This is a genomic window from Nocardiopsis mwathae (assembly GCF_014201195.1).
Lineage (GTDB): Bacteria > Actinomycetota > Actinomycetes > Streptosporangiales > Streptosporangiaceae > Nocardiopsis_C > Nocardiopsis_C mwathae.
In genome coordinates this window covers 1,228,084-1,243,796 of sequence record NZ_JACHDS010000001.1, presented here as the reverse complement: position 1 = coordinate 1,243,796, position 15,713 = coordinate 1,228,084, and the positions used below count along the sequence as shown (strand labels likewise).

The 15,713-nt window shown below is 73.0% G+C and carries 16 protein-coding genes; 12 read left to right on the top strand and 4 right to left on the bottom strand.

Going from position 1 to position 15,713, the window contains the following annotated elements:
- Positions 1-19 precede the first annotated feature (19 nt).
- From HNR23_RS04990 to HNR23_RS04980, 3 genes are read left to right on the top strand one after another with little or no spacing between them, the layout of a single operon-like run.
- Positions 20-1,441 (top strand): ABC transporter substrate-binding protein, encoded by a 1,422-nt coding sequence (locus tag HNR23_RS04990; protein ID WP_343070426.1) that lies wholly within the window; start codon positions 20-22, stop codon positions 1,439-1,441.
- The gene (locus HNR23_RS04985; protein ID WP_184073940.1) at positions 1,438-2,406 is read left to right on the top strand and encodes a carbohydrate ABC transporter permease; all 969 of its coding nucleotides are present in this window, start codon (positions 1,438-1,440) and stop codon (positions 2,404-2,406) included. Before HNR23_RS04990 ends, HNR23_RS04985 begins: the two co-directional genes overlap by 4 nt.
- On the top strand, positions 2,406-3,368 hold the full coding sequence (locus HNR23_RS04980; RefSeq protein ID WP_184073938.1) for a carbohydrate ABC transporter permease: 963 nt from the start codon (positions 2,406-2,408) through the stop codon (positions 3,366-3,368). The genes HNR23_RS04985 and HNR23_RS04980 overlap by 1 nt, the downstream gene beginning before the upstream one ends.
- A 148-nt stretch (positions 3,369-3,516) precedes the next feature.
- On the opposite strand, the gene HNR23_RS04975 is transcribed toward HNR23_RS04980, so the two are convergent.
- The 4 genes from HNR23_RS04975 to HNR23_RS04960 all read right to left on the bottom strand — a co-directional run bounded on the left by HNR23_RS04975 (position 3,517) and on the right by HNR23_RS04960 (position 6,962).
- Positions 3,517-4,332, bottom strand: coding sequence for an ABC transporter ATP-binding protein (locus tag HNR23_RS04975; RefSeq protein WP_184073936.1), 816 nt, complete (start codon positions 4,330-4,332; stop codon positions 3,517-3,519).
- 67 nt (positions 4,333-4,399) lie between these two features.
- Positions 4,400-5,197, bottom strand: coding sequence for an ABC transporter permease (locus HNR23_RS04970; protein ID WP_184079917.1), 798 nt, complete (start codon positions 5,195-5,197; stop codon positions 4,400-4,402).
- Between the two features lie 5 nt (positions 5,198-5,202).
- Positions 5,203-6,015, bottom strand: a complete 813-nt coding sequence (locus HNR23_RS04965; RefSeq protein ID WP_184073933.1) for an ABC transporter permease subunit — start codon at positions 6,013-6,015, stop codon at positions 5,203-5,205.
- Positions 6,012-6,962: an ABC transporter substrate-binding protein gene (locus HNR23_RS04960; protein ID WP_184073931.1), complete on the bottom strand. Its 951-nt coding sequence runs from the start codon at positions 6,960-6,962 to the stop codon at positions 6,012-6,014. Before HNR23_RS04960 ends, HNR23_RS04965 begins: the two co-directional genes overlap by 4 nt.
- 584 nt (positions 6,963-7,546) lie before the next feature.
- Here HNR23_RS04960 and HNR23_RS04955 point away from each other — a divergent pair.
- The 9 genes from HNR23_RS04955 (at position 7,547) to pcaC (ending at position 15,708) form a co-directional block, all read left to right on the top strand.
- A complete protein-coding gene (locus HNR23_RS04955) occupies positions 7,547-8,350 on the top strand; it encodes an IclR family transcriptional regulator (protein WP_184073928.1) in 804 nt (267 codons plus the stop codon).
- A 192-nt stretch (positions 8,351-8,542) separates the two neighbouring features.
- The gene (locus HNR23_RS04950; RefSeq protein ID WP_184073926.1) at positions 8,543-9,376 is read left to right on the top strand and encodes a CoA transferase subunit A; all 834 of its coding nucleotides are present in this window, start codon (positions 8,543-8,545) and stop codon (positions 9,374-9,376) included.
- 65 nt (positions 9,377-9,441) lie between these two features.
- Positions 9,442-10,161, top strand: a complete 720-nt coding sequence (locus HNR23_RS04945) for a CoA-transferase subunit beta (protein WP_184079915.1) — start codon at positions 9,442-9,444, stop codon at positions 10,159-10,161.
- Positions 10,162-10,242: 81 nt separating this feature from the next.
- Positions 10,243-11,421 carry a thiolase family protein gene (locus tag HNR23_RS04940; RefSeq protein ID WP_184073924.1) on the top strand — a complete coding sequence of 393 codons (1,179 nt, stop codon included), beginning with the start codon at positions 10,243-10,245 and terminating at the stop codon, positions 11,419-11,421.
- A gap of 12 nt (positions 11,422-11,433) precedes the next feature.
- Entirely contained in the window at positions 11,434-12,264 is an 831-nt protein-coding gene (gene pcaH, locus HNR23_RS04935) for a protocatechuate 3,4-dioxygenase subunit beta (RefSeq protein ID WP_394353745.1), read from the top strand.
- Complete coding sequence (gene pcaG, locus HNR23_RS04930) at positions 12,261-12,857, top strand: protocatechuate 3,4-dioxygenase subunit alpha (RefSeq protein WP_343070425.1); 597 nt, start codon at positions 12,261-12,263, stop codon at positions 12,855-12,857. Before pcaH ends, pcaG begins: the two co-directional genes overlap by 4 nt.
- A 262-nt stretch (positions 12,858-13,119) precedes the next feature.
- Positions 13,120-14,448, top strand: coding sequence for a 3-carboxy-cis,cis-muconate cycloisomerase (gene pcaB / locus HNR23_RS04925; RefSeq protein ID WP_184079909.1), 1,329 nt, complete (start codon positions 13,120-13,122; stop codon positions 14,446-14,448).
- Complete coding sequence (gene pcaD / locus HNR23_RS04920; protein ID WP_184073922.1) at positions 14,445-15,248, top strand: 3-oxoadipate enol-lactonase; 804 nt, start codon at positions 14,445-14,447, stop codon at positions 15,246-15,248. The genes pcaB and pcaD overlap by 4 nt, the downstream gene beginning before the upstream one ends.
- Positions 15,229-15,708 (top strand): 4-carboxymuconolactone decarboxylase, encoded by a 480-nt coding sequence (gene pcaC / locus HNR23_RS04915; RefSeq protein WP_246421589.1) that lies wholly within the window; start codon positions 15,229-15,231, stop codon positions 15,706-15,708. Before pcaD ends, pcaC begins: the two co-directional genes overlap by 20 nt.
- Positions 15,709-15,713: the final 5 nt, after the last annotated feature.

The following is a 15,713-nucleotide window of genomic DNA, read 5'->3' as shown; positions in this document are numbered from 1 at the left end:
GGTCGCACCGGAGGTGACCGTGTTCGCGTCCACGGGCAAGCGCCCGCGCCGCCACCGCGCCCTTGCGGCCGGAGGTGCCGCGCTCCTCCTGCTGCTCGGCTCCGCCTGCGCACCCGACCGGGGCCGCGCCGACGGAGCCCTCACCTTCTGGACCCCGCACGTCACACCCGACCGGCTGGCCCAGCAGGAGGCCACGGCCGCGCGCTTCACCGACCGGACCGGGATCGACGTCGACGTCGTGGCGATGGCCGCGGCCGACCAGAACCAGGCCCTGGTCACCGGCGCGGCCTCCGGCGACGTTCCCGACGTGATCCTGCTGGCCCCCGACCAGGCGGCGGCCTGGAGCGGGCAGGGGCTGCTCGACACCGACGTGGCCGCCGACGTCCTCGACGCGCTGGACCGCGCGACGTTCAGCGAGCACGCACTGGACATGGTGACCATCGGCGGCGAGCCCGTCGCCGTGCCCAGCGACGGCTGGGGCCAGGTCCTCGTCTACCGCGCCGACCTGCTGGAGCGGGCGGGCGTGCGGCCGCCGCGCACCGTCGAGGAGGTCGCCCGGGCCGCGGAGCGGCTCGACTCCGAGGGCGTCGCCGGGATCGTGCTCGGCACCAGGCCCGGCGACCCGTTCACCACCCAGACCCTGGAGGCGCTGCTGCTGGCCGGGGGCTGCGAGCTGGTGGACGCGGAAGGCCGGGTCGCACTCGACGAGCCGGCCTGCGCCCGGGCCCTGGACGCCTACGCCCGGATGGCCGACGCGTCGGTCGGCGGCGACCAGGACGTGGAGACCACCCGCGCCGCCTACCTCTCCGGCCGCAGCGCCATGCTCTTCTGGGGGTCGCACATCTTCGACGAGCTCGCCGGGCTGGCCCCCGACTTCCCGGCCACGTGCCCGGAGTGCCGGGACGATCCGGCGTTCCTGGCCGCCAACAGCGGGGTGGTCACCGCCCTGCGGCTGCCCGGCGCCGGCGCGTCCGACGACCCCGCCGACGCGCGGCAGTTCGGCCTCACCCTGAACCTGGGGGTCCCGCGCGGCGCCGACACCGAGTCGGCCCGGCGGTTCATCGAGTTCCTGCTCGGCGACGGCTACACCGACTCTCTGGCCGTCTCCCCGGAGGGACGCATCCCCGTGCGGTCGGGCACGGCCGAGGAGCCCGGGGTGTTCGCCGACGCCTGGGCCGACCTGCCCACCGGTGAGGACCCGGAGGCGCGCCGCCCGCTGTCCGACTTCTACGACGAAGCCACCGTCCAGGGCATCGTCGAGGGCGCGCAGAGCTTCCAGCGTTGGGGGTACGGCACCGAGCACGCTCGGTTCGCGGGTGCGCTGGCCGCACAGAACACCCTCGCCCGGGAGATCGGCCCGCTGTTCGACGGCGCCGACCCCGCCGACGTGGCCGATCGGATGGCCCGGGCCGCCCGCGACGTCCGGGCCGACGTCGAATGAGCGGCCGCGGGACGGCGAGTGCCCCGACGCTGCCCCGCTCCCGCCGCGTCCGTACCCGGCGGGAGCGGGAGGAGCTGCACGGGCGGCTGCTGGTGGCGCCGACCCTGGTGGTGGTCGGGGCGGTGGTGCTGTTCCCGTTCCTGGCGGTGTTCGTGCTGTCGCTGCAGGACATGCGGCTCATCGACATCCGCGGCTTCTCCCCCGCCGACCTGGAGGTCACCCTCGACAACTTCGCCCGGGTGCTCTCCAGCGCCGGGTTCTGGGCGGCCGCACGCACCACCCTCGTCTACGCCGCGGTGACGACGGTGGGATCGCTGCTGGCCGGGCTCGTCCTCGCGCTGGCGCTGCGCCGCCCGTTCGCGGGCCGCGGCGCGGTGCGCGGGCTGCTGCTGGTGCCCTACGTGCTGCCGGTGGTGGCGGCCACGACGATCTGGTCGACCCTGCTCAACCCCCAGTACGGGGCGGTCAACGAGATCGGGCAACGCTTCCTCGGCTGGAGCGCGCCGATCAACTTCCTCACCACGCACGGCATCGACATCGCCGGGATCCCGGTGCCCGTCGCGCTCAGCGTCGTCATCCTCTTCGAGATCTGGAAGTCGTTCCCGCTGGCGTTCCTGTTCATCACCGCGCGGTTGCAGGCGGTGCCGCGCGACCTGGAGGAGGCCGCGGTGGTGGACGGCGCCTCCCCCACCCAGGTGTTCCGCCACGTTCTGCTGCCGCAGCTCGCGGGCGTTCTCGCACTGCTGGCGCTGCTCCGGTTCATCTGGTCCTTTCAGAACTTCACCGATATCTGGCTCCTGACCGGCGGTGCCGGCGGAACCGAGGTGGTGGCGGTCCGGGTGTACGAGGAGCTGGTGACCCGGGCGAACATCGGCACGGCCTCGGCGCTGGGCGTGCTGATGACGCTCGCGCTGGCCGGGCTGCTCGTGCTCTACCTGCGGATGGTCCGAAAGGGGCGGGTGTGATGGCCGACCGGCACGCGGCGGCCGGGGCCCGCGGGCGGCCCGGGGAACTCGACGCGAGCGCGGGGCGCCGCGGGCACCGGAGCGGGACGCGGCGTCGGCCGCTGGACCGGCACACGCTTGAGGTCGGGATTCTGGGGGTGCTGCGGATCGCCGTGATCGCCGCGGCCGTCGCCGCGTCGGCCGGGCCGCTGCTGTACGGCGCGGTCCTGTCGGTGCGCCCCTTCGGTGATGTCGTCGCCGACCCGCTGGCACTGCCCGCTCTCGGCGAGGTGGATCTGAGCGCCTATGCCAGGGCGATGGCCGACGAGGCGGCGGGCGGGTTCGGGCTGGCCCGGTTCATGCGGACGTCGGTCACGGTGGCGGTGTGGACCACGGTGCTGGCGGTGGCGTGCAGCGTGCTGGGGGCCTACGCGGCGGTGCGGCTGCGCTTCTTCGGCCGCGACACCGTCAACGGATTCTTCCTGGCGGTGTACCTGTTCCCCGGGATCGTGCTCGCGGTACCGCTGTTCGTGCTGTTCAGCCGGATCGGCCTGACGGGTTCGCTGGTGGGCCTGGTCATCATCTACATGGCCCAGACGATCCCGGTGTCGCTGTACATGCTGCGCGGCTACTTCCAGGCGGTCCCGGCCGGTGTGGAGGAGGCGGCGGAGGTCGACGGCTGCAACCGGGTGCAGGTGATCACCCGGGTGGTGCTGCCGATGGCGCTGCCCGGGGTCGCCGCGACAGGGCTGTACGTGTTCATGATCGCCTGGAACGAGTTCCTGTTCGCGCTGCTCTTCCTGGTCGACGACCGGCAGCGGTGGACGGTGTCGCTGGGCATCGCGCGGCTCGCCGACTTCGCCGTGCCCGCGCCCGTGCTCATGGCCGGGTCGATCGCGATCACCGTCCCGGTGGTGGCGGGCTTCCTGCTCGCCCAGCGCCTGCTGGTCTCGGGACTCACCGCCGGCGCGGAGAAGGGCTGAACCTGCCTCCTCCTCCGTTGGTCTCGGCGAAGCGCACCGAAAAGTCGCCGGGATTCGGTGCGCTTCGCCGAGACCAACGAGGGGACCGGTCGGCGCCCGTGCCAGGTGAAAAGGGGCGCCGACCGGTGGGACGGCCGCGGCCGACGCCTCAGGCGTCGGCCGCGGCCGCGCTCGGCGCGGAGCGGTGGCCGTCGGCCGACCCGCGCTTGGCGTTCTGGATCTGGTTGTAGACCCGCGCCCGCAGCTCGGCGAAACGCGGCAGGGCGCGTGTCGTGAGCTGGTCGCGCCGGTCGGGCAGGTCGATCGCCACGTCGTCCTGGACGACCGTCGGCGAGGACGACAGGACCAGCACGCGCTGGCCGAGGTAGACCGCCTCGTCGATGTCGTGGGTGACGAACAGGACGGTGATGGAGAACTTCCGCCACAGCTCGCGGATCAGGTCCTCCAGGTCGGCCCGGGTCTGGGCGTCCACGGCCGCGAACGGCTCGTCCATGAGCAGCACCCGCGGCTCATAGGCGATGGCGCGGGCGATGGCGACGCGCTGCTGCATGCCCCCGGACAGCTGCCAGGGGTAGGACGCCGCGAAGTCGGCCAGTCCCACCGCCTCCAGCGACTCGCGGACCAGCTTGCGCCGCCGCGACGCCGACAGCTTCTTCTCCTTGAGCGGCAGCTCGACGTTGTCGCGCACGCTCATCCACGGGAACAGGCTGCGGCCGTACTCCTGGAAGACCACGGCCATGTCCCGAGGCGGGCCGGTGACCCGGTTCCCGGCCAGCTCGACGCTGCCCGAGGTCGGGGCCATCAGCCCCGAGATGCACTTGAGCAGGGTGGTCTTGCCGCAGCCCGAGGGGCCGACGAGGCAGGCCAGCTCGCCCTCGCCGAGCCGGAAGGTGAGGTCGCGGACGGCCTCGACCTCGCGGCCCTCCCCCCGGTAGATCTTCTGCAGCCGGGTCACCTCAAGCATTGCGACCTCTCCTTGACAAAGCCGTTGGGGTTGGGGGTGCGGGGATTCGGTGGGGTGCGCATGGCCGTCACTCCCCGCGGCTCGCGGCGCGCACGCCGCGGTACCAGCCCAGGACGTAGCGCTCCGCCACGCCGAACAGCACCGACAGGAGGAACCCGATCAGGCCCAGCAGGACGATGCCGCTCCACATCTCGGGGATGGCGAAGCTGCGCTGGAACTGCACGATGCTGAAGCCCAGGCCACTGGAGCTGGCGAACATCTCGCTGATGACCATGAGGATGATCGCGATGGACAGCCCCTGGCGGAGTCCCGCCATGATCTGCGGGCTGGCCGAGCGCAGCACCAGCGTGGTCAGCCAGCGCCGACCGCGGATGCCGTAGCAGCGGCAGGTGTCCGCCAGCACCGGGTCGACCGCGCGCACGCCCTCGATGGTGTTGAGCAGGATCGGCCACACGCACCCGGAGACGATGACCGCGAGCTTCATCGGCGTGTTCACGCCGACCAGCAGCATCAGCAGCGGGACCAGCACGGGCGGCGGGACGGCGCGGAAGAACTCCAGCACCGGCTCGCCGACCGCGCGGGCGCGGGGCGACAGACCCAGGGCCACCCCCAGGGCCACACCCACCACCGCCGCCAGCGCGAACCCGCTGAGCAGCAGGCCGACACTGGGCAGCACGTCGACGAAGAAGCGCTCGGAGATCCAGACCTCGCGGAACTTCTCGGCGATGACGTCGGGCGTAGGCATGTAGTAGTTGCCGGAGGAGGCGCTGCCCGCCCACCACAGGGCGATGAGCAGCACCGGCAGCAGGAACAGCTCCAGCAGGCGCGTCAGCACGCCGCGGGGGCGTGCGGCCGTTGTTCTCATGGCGGTCACAGGGCCTCCCCCCGGACGGACGAGTGCCAGCGCAGGGCGCGCCGCTCCAAGGCGCGGATGCCCGTGTTGACGAGGACGCCGAGCGCACCGGTGGCGACGATCAGCGCGTAGACCTCGTCCAAGGCCCCGCTGGAGCGCGCCACGGCGATCTCCTGTCCCAGGCCGGGGCTGCCGATGACCAGCTGCGCGGTCACCGTGAGGACCAGCGCGACGGCGGCGCCGAGCCGCAGCCCGGTCATCAGGTAGGGCAGCGCGGAGGGCCACACGACATAGCGGATCCGCGCCATGCGGCCCAGCCCGTAGCAGCGGGCGGTCTGGTCGGCGACCGGGTCGACGTCGGCGACACCGTAGAGCACCTGGATGTAGATCTGCCAGAACGCGGCGTAGACCACGAGCAGCAGGGTCGAGCGGATGTCCGTGCCGTACAGCAGGATCGCCAGCGGGATCAGCGCCACGGACGGGATCGGGCGGAGGAACTCCACCGTGGAGGTGGTGAAGGCGCGGACGCGCGGTGCGGACCCGATGAGGAAGCCCAGGACGACGGCGGCCGCGAAGGCGATCGCCAGCCCCAGCGCCCAGGCCGCGACGGTGTCGCCGACCGCGGCCCAGAAGGTCGCGCCGCCGAGCCGGCCGCCCAGCGTGATCGCGACCTCCGAGGCCGGCGGCAGGTACCGCGGGTCGGCCGCCCCGATGCGGGGCAGCGCCTCCCACAGCACCAGCAGTCCGGCGACACCGGCCGCGCCCAGCAGGGCCCGGTTCGCGCCCGCGCCGACGGCGGCGTCGGGTGAGGTGTTCGCGGTTCGGGTCACTGGTAGAGCTCGTCCAGGTTCGGCTCGGAGTCGATCAGGCCGTCCTCCTTCATCAGCTCACCGAGCACCTGGGCGGACTCGGTGTCCTTCTGGGAGGGGTAGTTGGGCAGGCGGATCTGCTCGATGAGGTTCTCGTCCATCTTGGTGTAGGTGGTGAGGATGCGGCGCACCTCTTCGGGGTGGCTCTGGGCGTAGGCCTGCGACTCCGACATCGCGGTGGTGAAGGACTTGGCCAGCTCGGGGTTCTCGGCGAGGAACTTCTCCGAGGTGAAGTAGACGGCGACGGAGAGCGACTCGTGGGTGTCGACGAAGTTGGAGGCGACCTCGGTGGCCCCGTCGTTGAGCGCCATGGTGAGGAACGGCTCGACCACCCAGGCGGCGTCGACCTGCTTCTTCTCGACGGCGGCCGGCATGTCGGGGAACGCCATCTCGACGAACTCGATGTCCTCGGGGTCGCCGCCGGCCTTGCGGACCGAGTTGCGCACGGTGGTGTCGCCGATGTTCTGCAGCGTGTTCACCGCGACCTTCTTGCCGGCGAGGTCCTTGGCGCCGGTGATGGAGCTGCCTTCGGGGACGACGACGCCGCCGAAGTCCTTGCCCTCTTTGCCGGTGCTGGCCACGGCGTTGTTGATGATCTTCAGCGGGAGGTCCTTCTCCCTGGCGACGATCAGGGACGTCACGTTGCTGAAGGCGATGTCGAAGTCGCCGCTGACGACGCCCGGGATCGCCTCGGCGCCGCCCTGGACGTTGGTGATGTCCAGCTCGATCCCGAGGTCCTCGAAGTATCCCTGGTCCACCCCGAGGTGGAGGGCGGCGGTGTCGACGACCGGCATGGAGCCGATCTTCAGTGTGGTGAGCCCGTCCTTCTCCGCGGCATCACCGCCTCCGCAGGCCGCGGTCGTGAGCAGCGCCACGACTCCGGTCAACGCGAGGATCTTTCGACGCATCGGGGGTCTCCTGAGATAAGGGAACGTGGGGATGGGCCGGGATCGAGACGATCGGCGGGACTTCGCCCCTCGGTCCGGCTCCCGGTGGGCCTGGACCGAAGCGTTCGCAGCATCCGGAGGTCCGAGGACCCGGAGACGGAGGTCATGTGCGCCTTGCGAACTAGCGTGCTTGTCGCGAACGTACGGCACTGCCATTCTGTCGTCAACCCAACACTTGGGGTTGAGAACGCGCACCCGGCACTGCCGCGAATCCGCCGCGCCCCGGGGGCCGGCGTATGGGATGGCAGGATGACCCGCCCGCCACGACGGCTCTGACCGGCGCGACCTCCCCGATCGTCGCACATCCGCGGGGGTGGCCACCGCCCCCGGGAGGCGAAATCGACCGCGATCCGATGAGACGTGGCCAACACTGTGACGGCCGCCTCGCCGCTCCCGCCGGCCGTTGTCCGACCTGCGGGTGGCGCACCGTGCCACGCACAGCGAACCCGCGCGGACACCCTGTTCGTTATGAGAACATCGCTGAACACCCTGTGCCGTAAACGCTGCCGCACGCCGATCACCCCTGAACCAGGAGCAGTCTGACCATGACCACCGGAGCGACCCCGGAAGAGCCGAAGGCCCGCGGCGCGCACTTCGTGCAGTCGCTGGATCGGGGCCTGGCCGTCATCCGGGCGTTCTCCGAGCAGACCCCGGCGATGACGCTGAGTGAAGTCGCCCGGACCACCGGACTGACGCGGGCCGCGGCCCGCCGCTTCCTGCTCACGCTGTCCGACCTCGGCTACATCCGCACCGACGGCCGGATGTTCCGGCTGACCCCGCGGGTGCTGGAGCTCGGCTACGCCTACCTCTCCTCGGCCGACCTCCCCGAGGTGGCCCAGCCGCACCTGGAGCGGCTGGCCTCCGAGGTCAACGAGTCGTCCTCGCTGTCGATCCTCGACGGCGACGACGTGGTCTACATCGCGCGGGCCGCCACCACGCGGATCATGACCGTGTCGATCAACGTCGGCACCCGCTTCCCCGCCTACGCCACCTCCATGGGGCGCGTCCTTCTGGCCGGGCGCCCGCCCGCGCAGCTCGACGCCTACCTGGAGCGGGTGCGGCTGGACCCGCTCACCTCGCACACGATCGCCTCCGTCGAGCGGCTGCGCGCCGAGCTGGAGAAGATCCGCAACCAGGGCTGGGCCGTGGTCGACCAGGAGCTGGAGGAAGGGCTGCGCGCGGTGGCCGTGCCCATCCGCGACCACCAGGGCAACGTGATCGCGGCCACCAACATCTCGGCGCACGCCAGCCGCCGGTCGGCCGAGGACGTGCGGCGCGACCTGCTGCCGCCGCTGCTGGCCACGGCCTCCCGCATCGAGGCGGACCTGGAGATCGCCTCCCGGGGATGACCCCGGCACGCCCCCGCGCCCTCCCCCCTTCACCCTCACCTCCCATCCGGCCGTCGCCGCGCCGACCCCGGTTTCCGCGCCCGGGCACCCGCACGCTCGGTTGACCGGGCGTGCACGCGGCGCTAACGTCTGCCCAACGGTGTTCGCACTATGAACATCCATACGCGATACGAACAGGAGGTGGGGCGGCACATGATCCTCCCGCTGGAGGAGGCGGTCGGTGAACTCGTCCACGACGGGGACACCGTCGCTCTGGAGGGCTTCACCCACCTGATCCCGGTCGCGGCCGGCCACGAGATCATCCGCCAGGGCCGACGCGACCTCACGCTCGTGCGGATGACCCCCGACATCGTCTACGACCGGATGATCGGCGCCGGGTGCGCGCGCAAGCTGGTGTTCTCCTGGGGCGGCAACCCCGGCGTCGGCTCCCTGCACCGGTTCCGCGACGCCGTGCAGAACGGGTGGCCGGTCCCGCTGGAGATCGAGGAGCACAGCCACGCCGGTATGGCCAACCGCTACGTGGCCGGAGCCTCCGGCCTGCCCTTCGCCGTGCTGCGCGGCTACAACGGCACCGACCTGGTCGGCCGGACCGACGGGATCGCCACCGTCGAGTGCCCCTTCACCGGCGAACTCCTCACCGCCGTCCCCGCGCTCAACCCCGACGTCACCGTGGTGCACGCCCAGCGCGCCGACCGGGCGGGCAACGTCCAGCTGTGGGGCATCACCGGGGTGCAGAAGGAGGCCGTGCTCGCCGCCCGGCGCTCGCTGGTCACCGTGGAGGAGGTCGTCGACGAGCTGGCCCCGGTCCCCGGACAGGTGCTGCTCCCCGCGCGCGTGGTCACCGCCGTCGCCGAGGTCCCCGGCGGGGCCGCCCCCTCCTACGCCCACGGCTACTACGCCCGCGACAACGCCGCCTACCAGGCATGGGACGACGTCAGCCGGGACCGCGACCGCTTCGCCCAGTGGCTCGACACCCAGATCGCGCCCGTCGGCGCGGCCGACAGCGAGGAACAGGTGAGACCGTGACCCGCGACCAGCGGCCGACCGCTCCGCCGGCAGCGGCGTCCCCCGCCTACACCGCCGACGAGATCATGACGGTGACCGCGGCACGCGCCCTGACGTCCGCCATGGCCTGCTTCGTCGGCATCGGCCTGCCGAGCACCGCCGCCAACCTCGCCCGGCGCACGCACGCGCCCGGCCTGTGGATGATCTACGAGTCCGGCACGCTCGGCGCCGAACCGGACACGCTCCCGCTGTCCATCGGCGACGGCATCCTCGCCGAGACCGCCGACAGCGTCGTGTCCGTCCCGGAGATCTTCAACTACTGGTTGCAGCCCGGACGCATCGACGTCGGCTTCCTCGGCGCCGCGCAGATCGACCGCCACGGCAACATCAACACCACCGTCATCGGCGCCTACGACGACCCCAAGGTCCGGCTGCCGGGCGCCGGAGGCGCCCCTGAGATCGCGGCGTCCTGCCGTGAAGTCGTGGTGATCGTGCGGCAGAGCAGGCGCACCTTCGTCGAATCCGTCGACTTCGTCACCTCCGTCGGTCACGGCCGCGGCCCCGGCGACCGGGACCGCCTCGGCCTGCGCGGCGCCGGACCCACCCGCGTCATCACCGACCTGGGCGTCCTCGAACCCGCCCCGGACAGCCGCGAGCTCACCCTGGCCAGTGTCCACCCCGGCGTCACGCTCGACGACGTGCGCGCCGCCACCGGCTGGGACCTCGCCACCGCCCCCGACCTCACCGTCACACCCGAGCCCCGGCCTGCGGAACTGGCGGCCCTGCGCGACCTCACGCGATCCTAGAGAACGGGTGAGGCGGATCACTCCCGCCCCACCCGCCCCGAACCGGCCCACACCTCACCCCTCGCGGAGGATGGAGACCTGATGACCGACGCGTTCGTCCTCGACGCGGTGCGCACCCCGTTCGGCAGGTACGGCGGTGCCCTCGCCACGACCCGACCCGACGACCTGGCCGCCCACGCCGTCACCGGGCTGCTGCGGCGTGCGCCCGCCCTGGACTCGGCCGCCGTCGAGGACGTCTACTTCGGCGACGCCAACGGCGCCGGGGAGGACAACCGGAACGTGGCGCGTATGGCCGCGCTGCTCGCCGGGCTCCCCACCTCGGTACCGGGCGCGACCCTGAACCGGCTGTGCGGGTCCGGGCTGGAGGCCGTCATCGCCGCCAACCGCGCGGTGGCCGTCGGCGACGCGTCGCTGGTCATCGCCGGTGGCGTGGAGTCGATGAGCCGTGCCCCGTGGGTGCTGCCCAAACCCGCCAAGGGCTTCCCGGCAGGTCACGAGACGCTGCACTCGACCACCCTGGGCTGGCGGATGGTCAACCCGCGCATGCCCGGGGAGTGGACGGCCTCGCTCGGCGAGTGCACCGAGCAGGTCGCCGCGGAGCACGGCATCGGCCGCGCGGAACAGGACGCGTTCGCGCTGCGCAGCCACACCGCGGCGGCGGAGGCCTGGGCCAAGGGCGTCTTCGACGCCGAGGTGGTGCCGGTGCCCGGGGTGGAGCTCGCCCGCGACGAGAGCATCCGGGAGACCTCGGAGGAGAAGCTCGCCGGGCTCAAGCCGGCCTTCCGGCCCGACGGCACCATCACCGCGGGCAACGCCTCACCCCTGAACGACGGCGCGGCCGCACTGCTGATCGGGGACGCGGCCGCGGCCGAGGCCACCGGCATCACGCCGCTGGCGCGCATCGTCTCCCGGGGCGTGGCCGGGGTCGACCCGAACCGGTTCGGGATCGGCCCGGTGGAGGCCGCCGAGACCGCGCTGCGCCGCGCCGGGATCGGGTGGGGCGACCTTTCGGCCGTGGAACTCAACGAGGCGTTCGCCGCCCAGGCGCTGGCCTGCCTGAAGCTCTGGCCCGAGCTGGACCCCGCGATCGTCAACCCCAACGGCGGCGCGATCGCCATCGGCCACCCGCTGGGTGCCTCCGGCGCGCGCATCCTGGGCACACTCGCCCACGAGCTGCGCCGGCGGGGCGGCGGCTGGGGGCTCGCCGCGATCTGCATCGGCGTCGGGCAGGGGCTCGCCGTCGTGCTGCACGCAGAGTAAGGAGAGAAGAGGATGACATCCCACGCAGCCGCATCCTCCGGCGACCGCCCGGAGGCGGCGGCCGAGTCGGGCGGCGCGGGCCGGGCTGAGCCGGACTCGGCGACGTCGGGCTCGGCGAAGACAGGCCGTCTGGAGGTCCCGGGCTACGTCCGCGACCACGACGTCCATCCTCCGATGGACTACCCCGGCTACCGGAGCACCGCGCTGCGGCACCCCGGCCGCGCCCTGAAGCTCCTGCCGCACCTGCTGACCGAGGTGACCGGGCCTGTCCTGGGCGAGGACCGGATCGGCGAGCTCGACCACGACCTGACCCGCCAGCACGACGGCGAGCCTCAGGGCCAGCGGATCGTCGTGCACGGGCAGGTGCGCGACAGCGACGGCCGTCCGGTACCGCACACCCTGGTCGAGATCTGGCAGGCCAACGCCGGCGGCCGGTACCGGCACGTGATGGACAACTGGCCCTGCCCGCTCGACCCGAACTTCACCGGGGTCGGCCGCACGCTGACCGACGCCGAGGGCCGCTACCGCTTCGTCACCATCCAGCCGGGCGCCTACCCGTGGAAGAACCACGACAACGCCTGGCGCCCCGCGCACATCCACTTCTCGCTGTTCGGCCAGGCGTTCACCCAGCGCCTGGTCACGCAGATGTACTTCCCGGGCGACCCGCTGTTCTTCCAGGACCCGATGTGGAACTCGATCCCGGACGAGAAGGCGCGCGAGCGGCTGGTGGCGCGGTTCGACTACGCCGACACCGTGCCGGAGTGGGCGCTGGCCTACGAGTGGGACATCGTCCTGCGCGGCCGCGAGGCCACCGTCTTCGAGTCGGAGGAGGACGACGAGTGACGAAGCAGAGCACACCCGCCACCGGCACCGACATCGGCACCACCCCCTCCCAGACGGTCGGCCCCTACCTGCACATCGGCCTGCCCTGGCCGGACGGCCCGTTCGCGGTCGAGGAGGGGACTCCGGAGGGGGTCTGGATCCGCGGGACGCTGTACGACGGCGCCGGGCAGCCCATCACCGACGGGCTCGTCGAGACCTGGCAGGCCGATCCCGACGGCCGCTTCGACCACCCGGACGACCCACGCGGGGCGGTGTCCCGCCCGGGCTTCCGCGGCTTCGGCCGGTGCCCGACCGACGGCGGCGGGGAGTACGGCATCTTCACCCTCAAGCCCGGCCCGGTGCCGGGGCCGGACGGCCCGCAGGCCCCGCACATCGACGTGTCGGTGTTCGCGCGCGGCATGCTGCACCGCACGGTGACCCGCATCTACTTCCCCGACGAGGCACAGGCCAACGCGGCCGACCCGGTGCTCGGCGGCATCGACGACCCGGCCGCCCGCGCCACCCTCATCGCCCGACCGGACCCTGATAGCGGCGGCTACCGCTTCGACATCCGGCTGCAGGGGGAGGACGAGACCGTGTTCTTCGACATCTAGGTGGAGGATGGGTGGGGTCGGGTCGGCCCGGAAAGCGCTTACCCACCCCCTCCTCCGTTGATCTCGGAGATAGTGGGGCCTCAGCGGCGATTTTTACCCCGATATCTCCGAGATCAACGGAGACAGGGCACCGCGGGATCGTGGAATCGGTCCGTTGAATACAGAGAAGCAGCAGACGCACAACGCGAGGAGTGAGGTGACGGGGGTGGCGGAGGCGCCCGACGACGCGCCCGGTGGTCCGGGCGGCGGGCTGTTCGGCGGCATGTTCGCGCACGGCCGCGTCGAGGACCAGGTCGGCGACGAGGCGTGGCTGCGGGCGCTGCTCGACGCCGAGGCCGCGCTCGCACGGGCCTGCGCACGGGGCGGGGTGATGGGCGCGGCCGACGCCGAGGCGATCGCGGCGGTCTGCGTTCCGGAGCGCTTCGACGCCGGTGCGATCGGCAGGGCCGCGGCCGCGTCGGGCAACCCGGTGGTCCCCCTGGTACGGGAGCTGACCCGGGCCGTGGGCGGCGACGCCGCGCGGCACGTGCACTACGGCGCCACCAGCCAGGACATCATGGACACCGCGGCCGTTCTGGTGAGTCGGCGCGCCGCCGCGGTGATCCGCTCCGACGCCGACGCCCTGTGCGAGGTTCTGGCCGTGCTCACCGAGCGGCACCGGTCCACTCTCATGCCCGGCCGCACCCTGCTCCAGCAGGCGCTGCCGACCACCTTCGGGCTGGTGGCGGCGGGCTGGCTGGAGGCGGTGGGTGGCGCCTCGGCGCGCCTGGGCGCGTCGGCGGAGCTCCCCGCCCAGCTCGGCGGGGCCGCCGGGACACTGGCGTCCCTCGGCGAGGCCGGGCCGCGCGTGGCCGCGGCGTTCGCCGACGAGCTCGGGCTGGCCGAGCCCGCGCTGCCCTGGCACACCGACCGCGGTCGCGTCGCCGAGCTCGCCGGCGCCCTGGCGCGGCTGTGCGGGGCCGTGGGCAAGGCAGCCGGTGACATCGTGCTGCTGGCGCAGACGGAGGTCGGCGAAGTCGTCGAGGCGGGCGGCTCCGGTGTCGGCGGCTCGTCCACGCTGCCGCACAAACGCAACCCGGTGGCCGCGGTGTCCGCGCGGGCCGGTGCCGCGCAGGCGCCGGGGCTCGCCGCGACGCTGTTCGCCGCCCAGGTACAGGAGCACCAGCGCGCGGCCGGGGCGTGGCAGTCGGAATGGGTCCCGCTGACGCAGCTGCTGCGCGTCACCGGGTCGGCGGTGGCCTGGCTGCGCGCGTCGGTGGAGCGGCTGGAGGCGCGTCCCGAGCGCATGCGCGCCAACCTCGGCCTGACCGGCGGGCTGCCGCTGGCCGAGCGCGTCACCACCGACCTCGCCCCGGAACTGGGCCGCCTGGCCGCCCACGACCTGGTGAAGGCGGCGTGTGCGGAGTCCGTGGACTCCGGGCGCCGACTGGTCGACGTACTGGCCGAGCGCCTTGCGGGGCGCCGGACCGCCGCGCAGCTCGCGGCGCTCCTCGATCCGGCGGGGTACCTCGGCGCCGCGGACGCCTTCGTCGACCGGGCGCTGTCCGCCCACCGGTCCCGAGCGAGAACGGTAACGGAGGAACGCCGATGAGTGTCGATGTGCATGCGACCGCCGACGGCCCGGCCGACGCGCCCGTGGTGGTGCTGTCGGGGTCGCTGGGCAGCACCCTGGAAATGTGGGAGCCGCAGGTCGCGGCGTTGGCGGAGCGTTTCCGAGTGGTCCGGTACGACATCCGGGGGCACGGCCGCTCGCCGGTTCCCGACGGGCCCTACTCCATGGCCGACCTCGGCGGCGACGTGCTGCGGCTGCTGGACCGCCTCGGGGCGGACCGGGCCTGCTTCGCGGGGCTGTCGATCGGCGGGATGACCGGGCTGTGGCTCGCCGCGCACGCGCCCGAGCGGGTCGACCGGCTCGCCGTGCTGTGCACATCGGCGCTGCTCGGCCCGGCGGACTCCTGGGCGCAGCGGGCGGCGACCGTGCGGGAGCGGGGCGCGGGGGCGGTGGCCGAGGCGGTGGTCGGGCGGTGGTTCACCCCCGGCTTCGCGCGGCGGGAGCCCGGTGTCGCGGAGCGGATGCGTGCCATGGTGGCGTCGACCCCGGCCGAGGGCTACGCGGGCTGCTGCACGGCCATCGGGCGGATGGACCTGCGCGCCGACCTGGCCGCGATCACCGCGCCGACCCTGGTGGTGGCCGGCGCCGACGACCCCGCGACGCCTCCGGAGCACGCCGAGCGCATCGCCGCCGGGATCACCGGTGCGCGGCTGCGCGTGCTGGCCGACGCCGCCCACCTGGCCAGTTGGGAGCAGGCCGACGAGGTGAACGGGCTGCTGCTCGGCCACTTCGCTCCCGTCGGCGCCGACCCGGCGGCCGATGCCCGACCGACCACCTGAGCCATGCGCGACCGAGCTGGAGACCGACCCGATGAACAGCGACGACGCACAGAACGGTGTCCTGCGGGACACCACCCCTCAAGACGATGCCGGGCGGCACGCCGCCGGTATGGCGGTGCGCCGCGCCGTGCTCGGCGATGACCACGTCGACCGTGCCGAGGCGAGGAAGACGGAGTTCACCGCGCAGTTCCAGGACATGATCACCCGCTACGCGTGGGGCGAGATCTGGACGCGGCCGGGTCTGGACCGCAGGACGCGCAGCTGCATGGTGCTGACGGCGCTCGTCGCCAAGGGGCACTGGGACGAGCTGGCGATGCACGTGCGCGCCGCCGTGCGCAACGGGCTGACCGCGGACGAGATCGGCGAGGTGTTCCTGCAGGCCGCGATCTACTGCGGTGTCCCCGCGGCGAACAAGGCGTTCGGGATCGCGCAGCGGGTGCTCGCCGAGGTCGACGGCTGACGCTG

Coding starts and splice junctions, on each gene's coding strand:
- HNR23_RS04980 (WP_184073938.1), top strand. CDS start 2,406: ATGGCCGACCGGCACGCGGCGGCCGGGGCCCGCGGGCGGCCCGGGGAA.
- HNR23_RS04955 (WP_184073928.1), top strand. CDS start 7,547: ATGACCACCGGAGCGACCCCGGAAGAGCCGAAGGCCCGCGGCGCGCAC.
- HNR23_RS04975 (WP_184073936.1), bottom strand. CDS start 4,332: ATGCTTGAGGTGACCCGGCTGCAGAAGATCTACCGGGGGGAGGGCCGC.
- HNR23_RS04960 (WP_184073931.1), bottom strand. CDS start 6,962: ATGCGTCGAAAGATCCTCGCGTTGACCGGAGTCGTGGCGCTGCTCACG.
- pcaB (WP_184079909.1), top strand. CDS start 13,120: ATGTTCGCGCACGGCCGCGTCGAGGACCAGGTCGGCGACGAGGCGTGG.
- HNR23_RS04945 (WP_184079915.1), top strand. CDS start 9,442: ATGACGGTGACCGCGGCACGCGCCCTGACGTCCGCCATGGCCTGCTTC.
- pcaC (WP_246421589.1), top strand. CDS start 15,229: ATGCCCGACCGACCACCTGAGCCATGCGCGACCGAGCTGGAGACCGAC.
- HNR23_RS04940 (WP_184073924.1), top strand. CDS start 10,243: ATGACCGACGCGTTCGTCCTCGACGCGGTGCGCACCCCGTTCGGCAGG.
- HNR23_RS04985 (WP_184073940.1), top strand. CDS start 1,438: ATGAGCGGCCGCGGGACGGCGAGTGCCCCGACGCTGCCCCGCTCCCGC.
- pcaD (WP_184073922.1), top strand. CDS start 14,445: ATGAGTGTCGATGTGCATGCGACCGCCGACGGCCCGGCCGACGCGCCC.
- pcaH (WP_394353745.1), top strand. CDS start 11,434: ATGACATCCCACGCAGCCGCATCCTCCGGCGACCGCCCGGAGGCGGCG.
- HNR23_RS04950 (WP_184073926.1), top strand. CDS start 8,543: ATGATCCTCCCGCTGGAGGAGGCGGTCGGTGAACTCGTCCACGACGGG.
- HNR23_RS04970 (WP_184079917.1), bottom strand. CDS start 5,197: ATGAGAACAACGGCCGCACGCCCCCGCGGCGTGCTGACGCGCCTGCTG.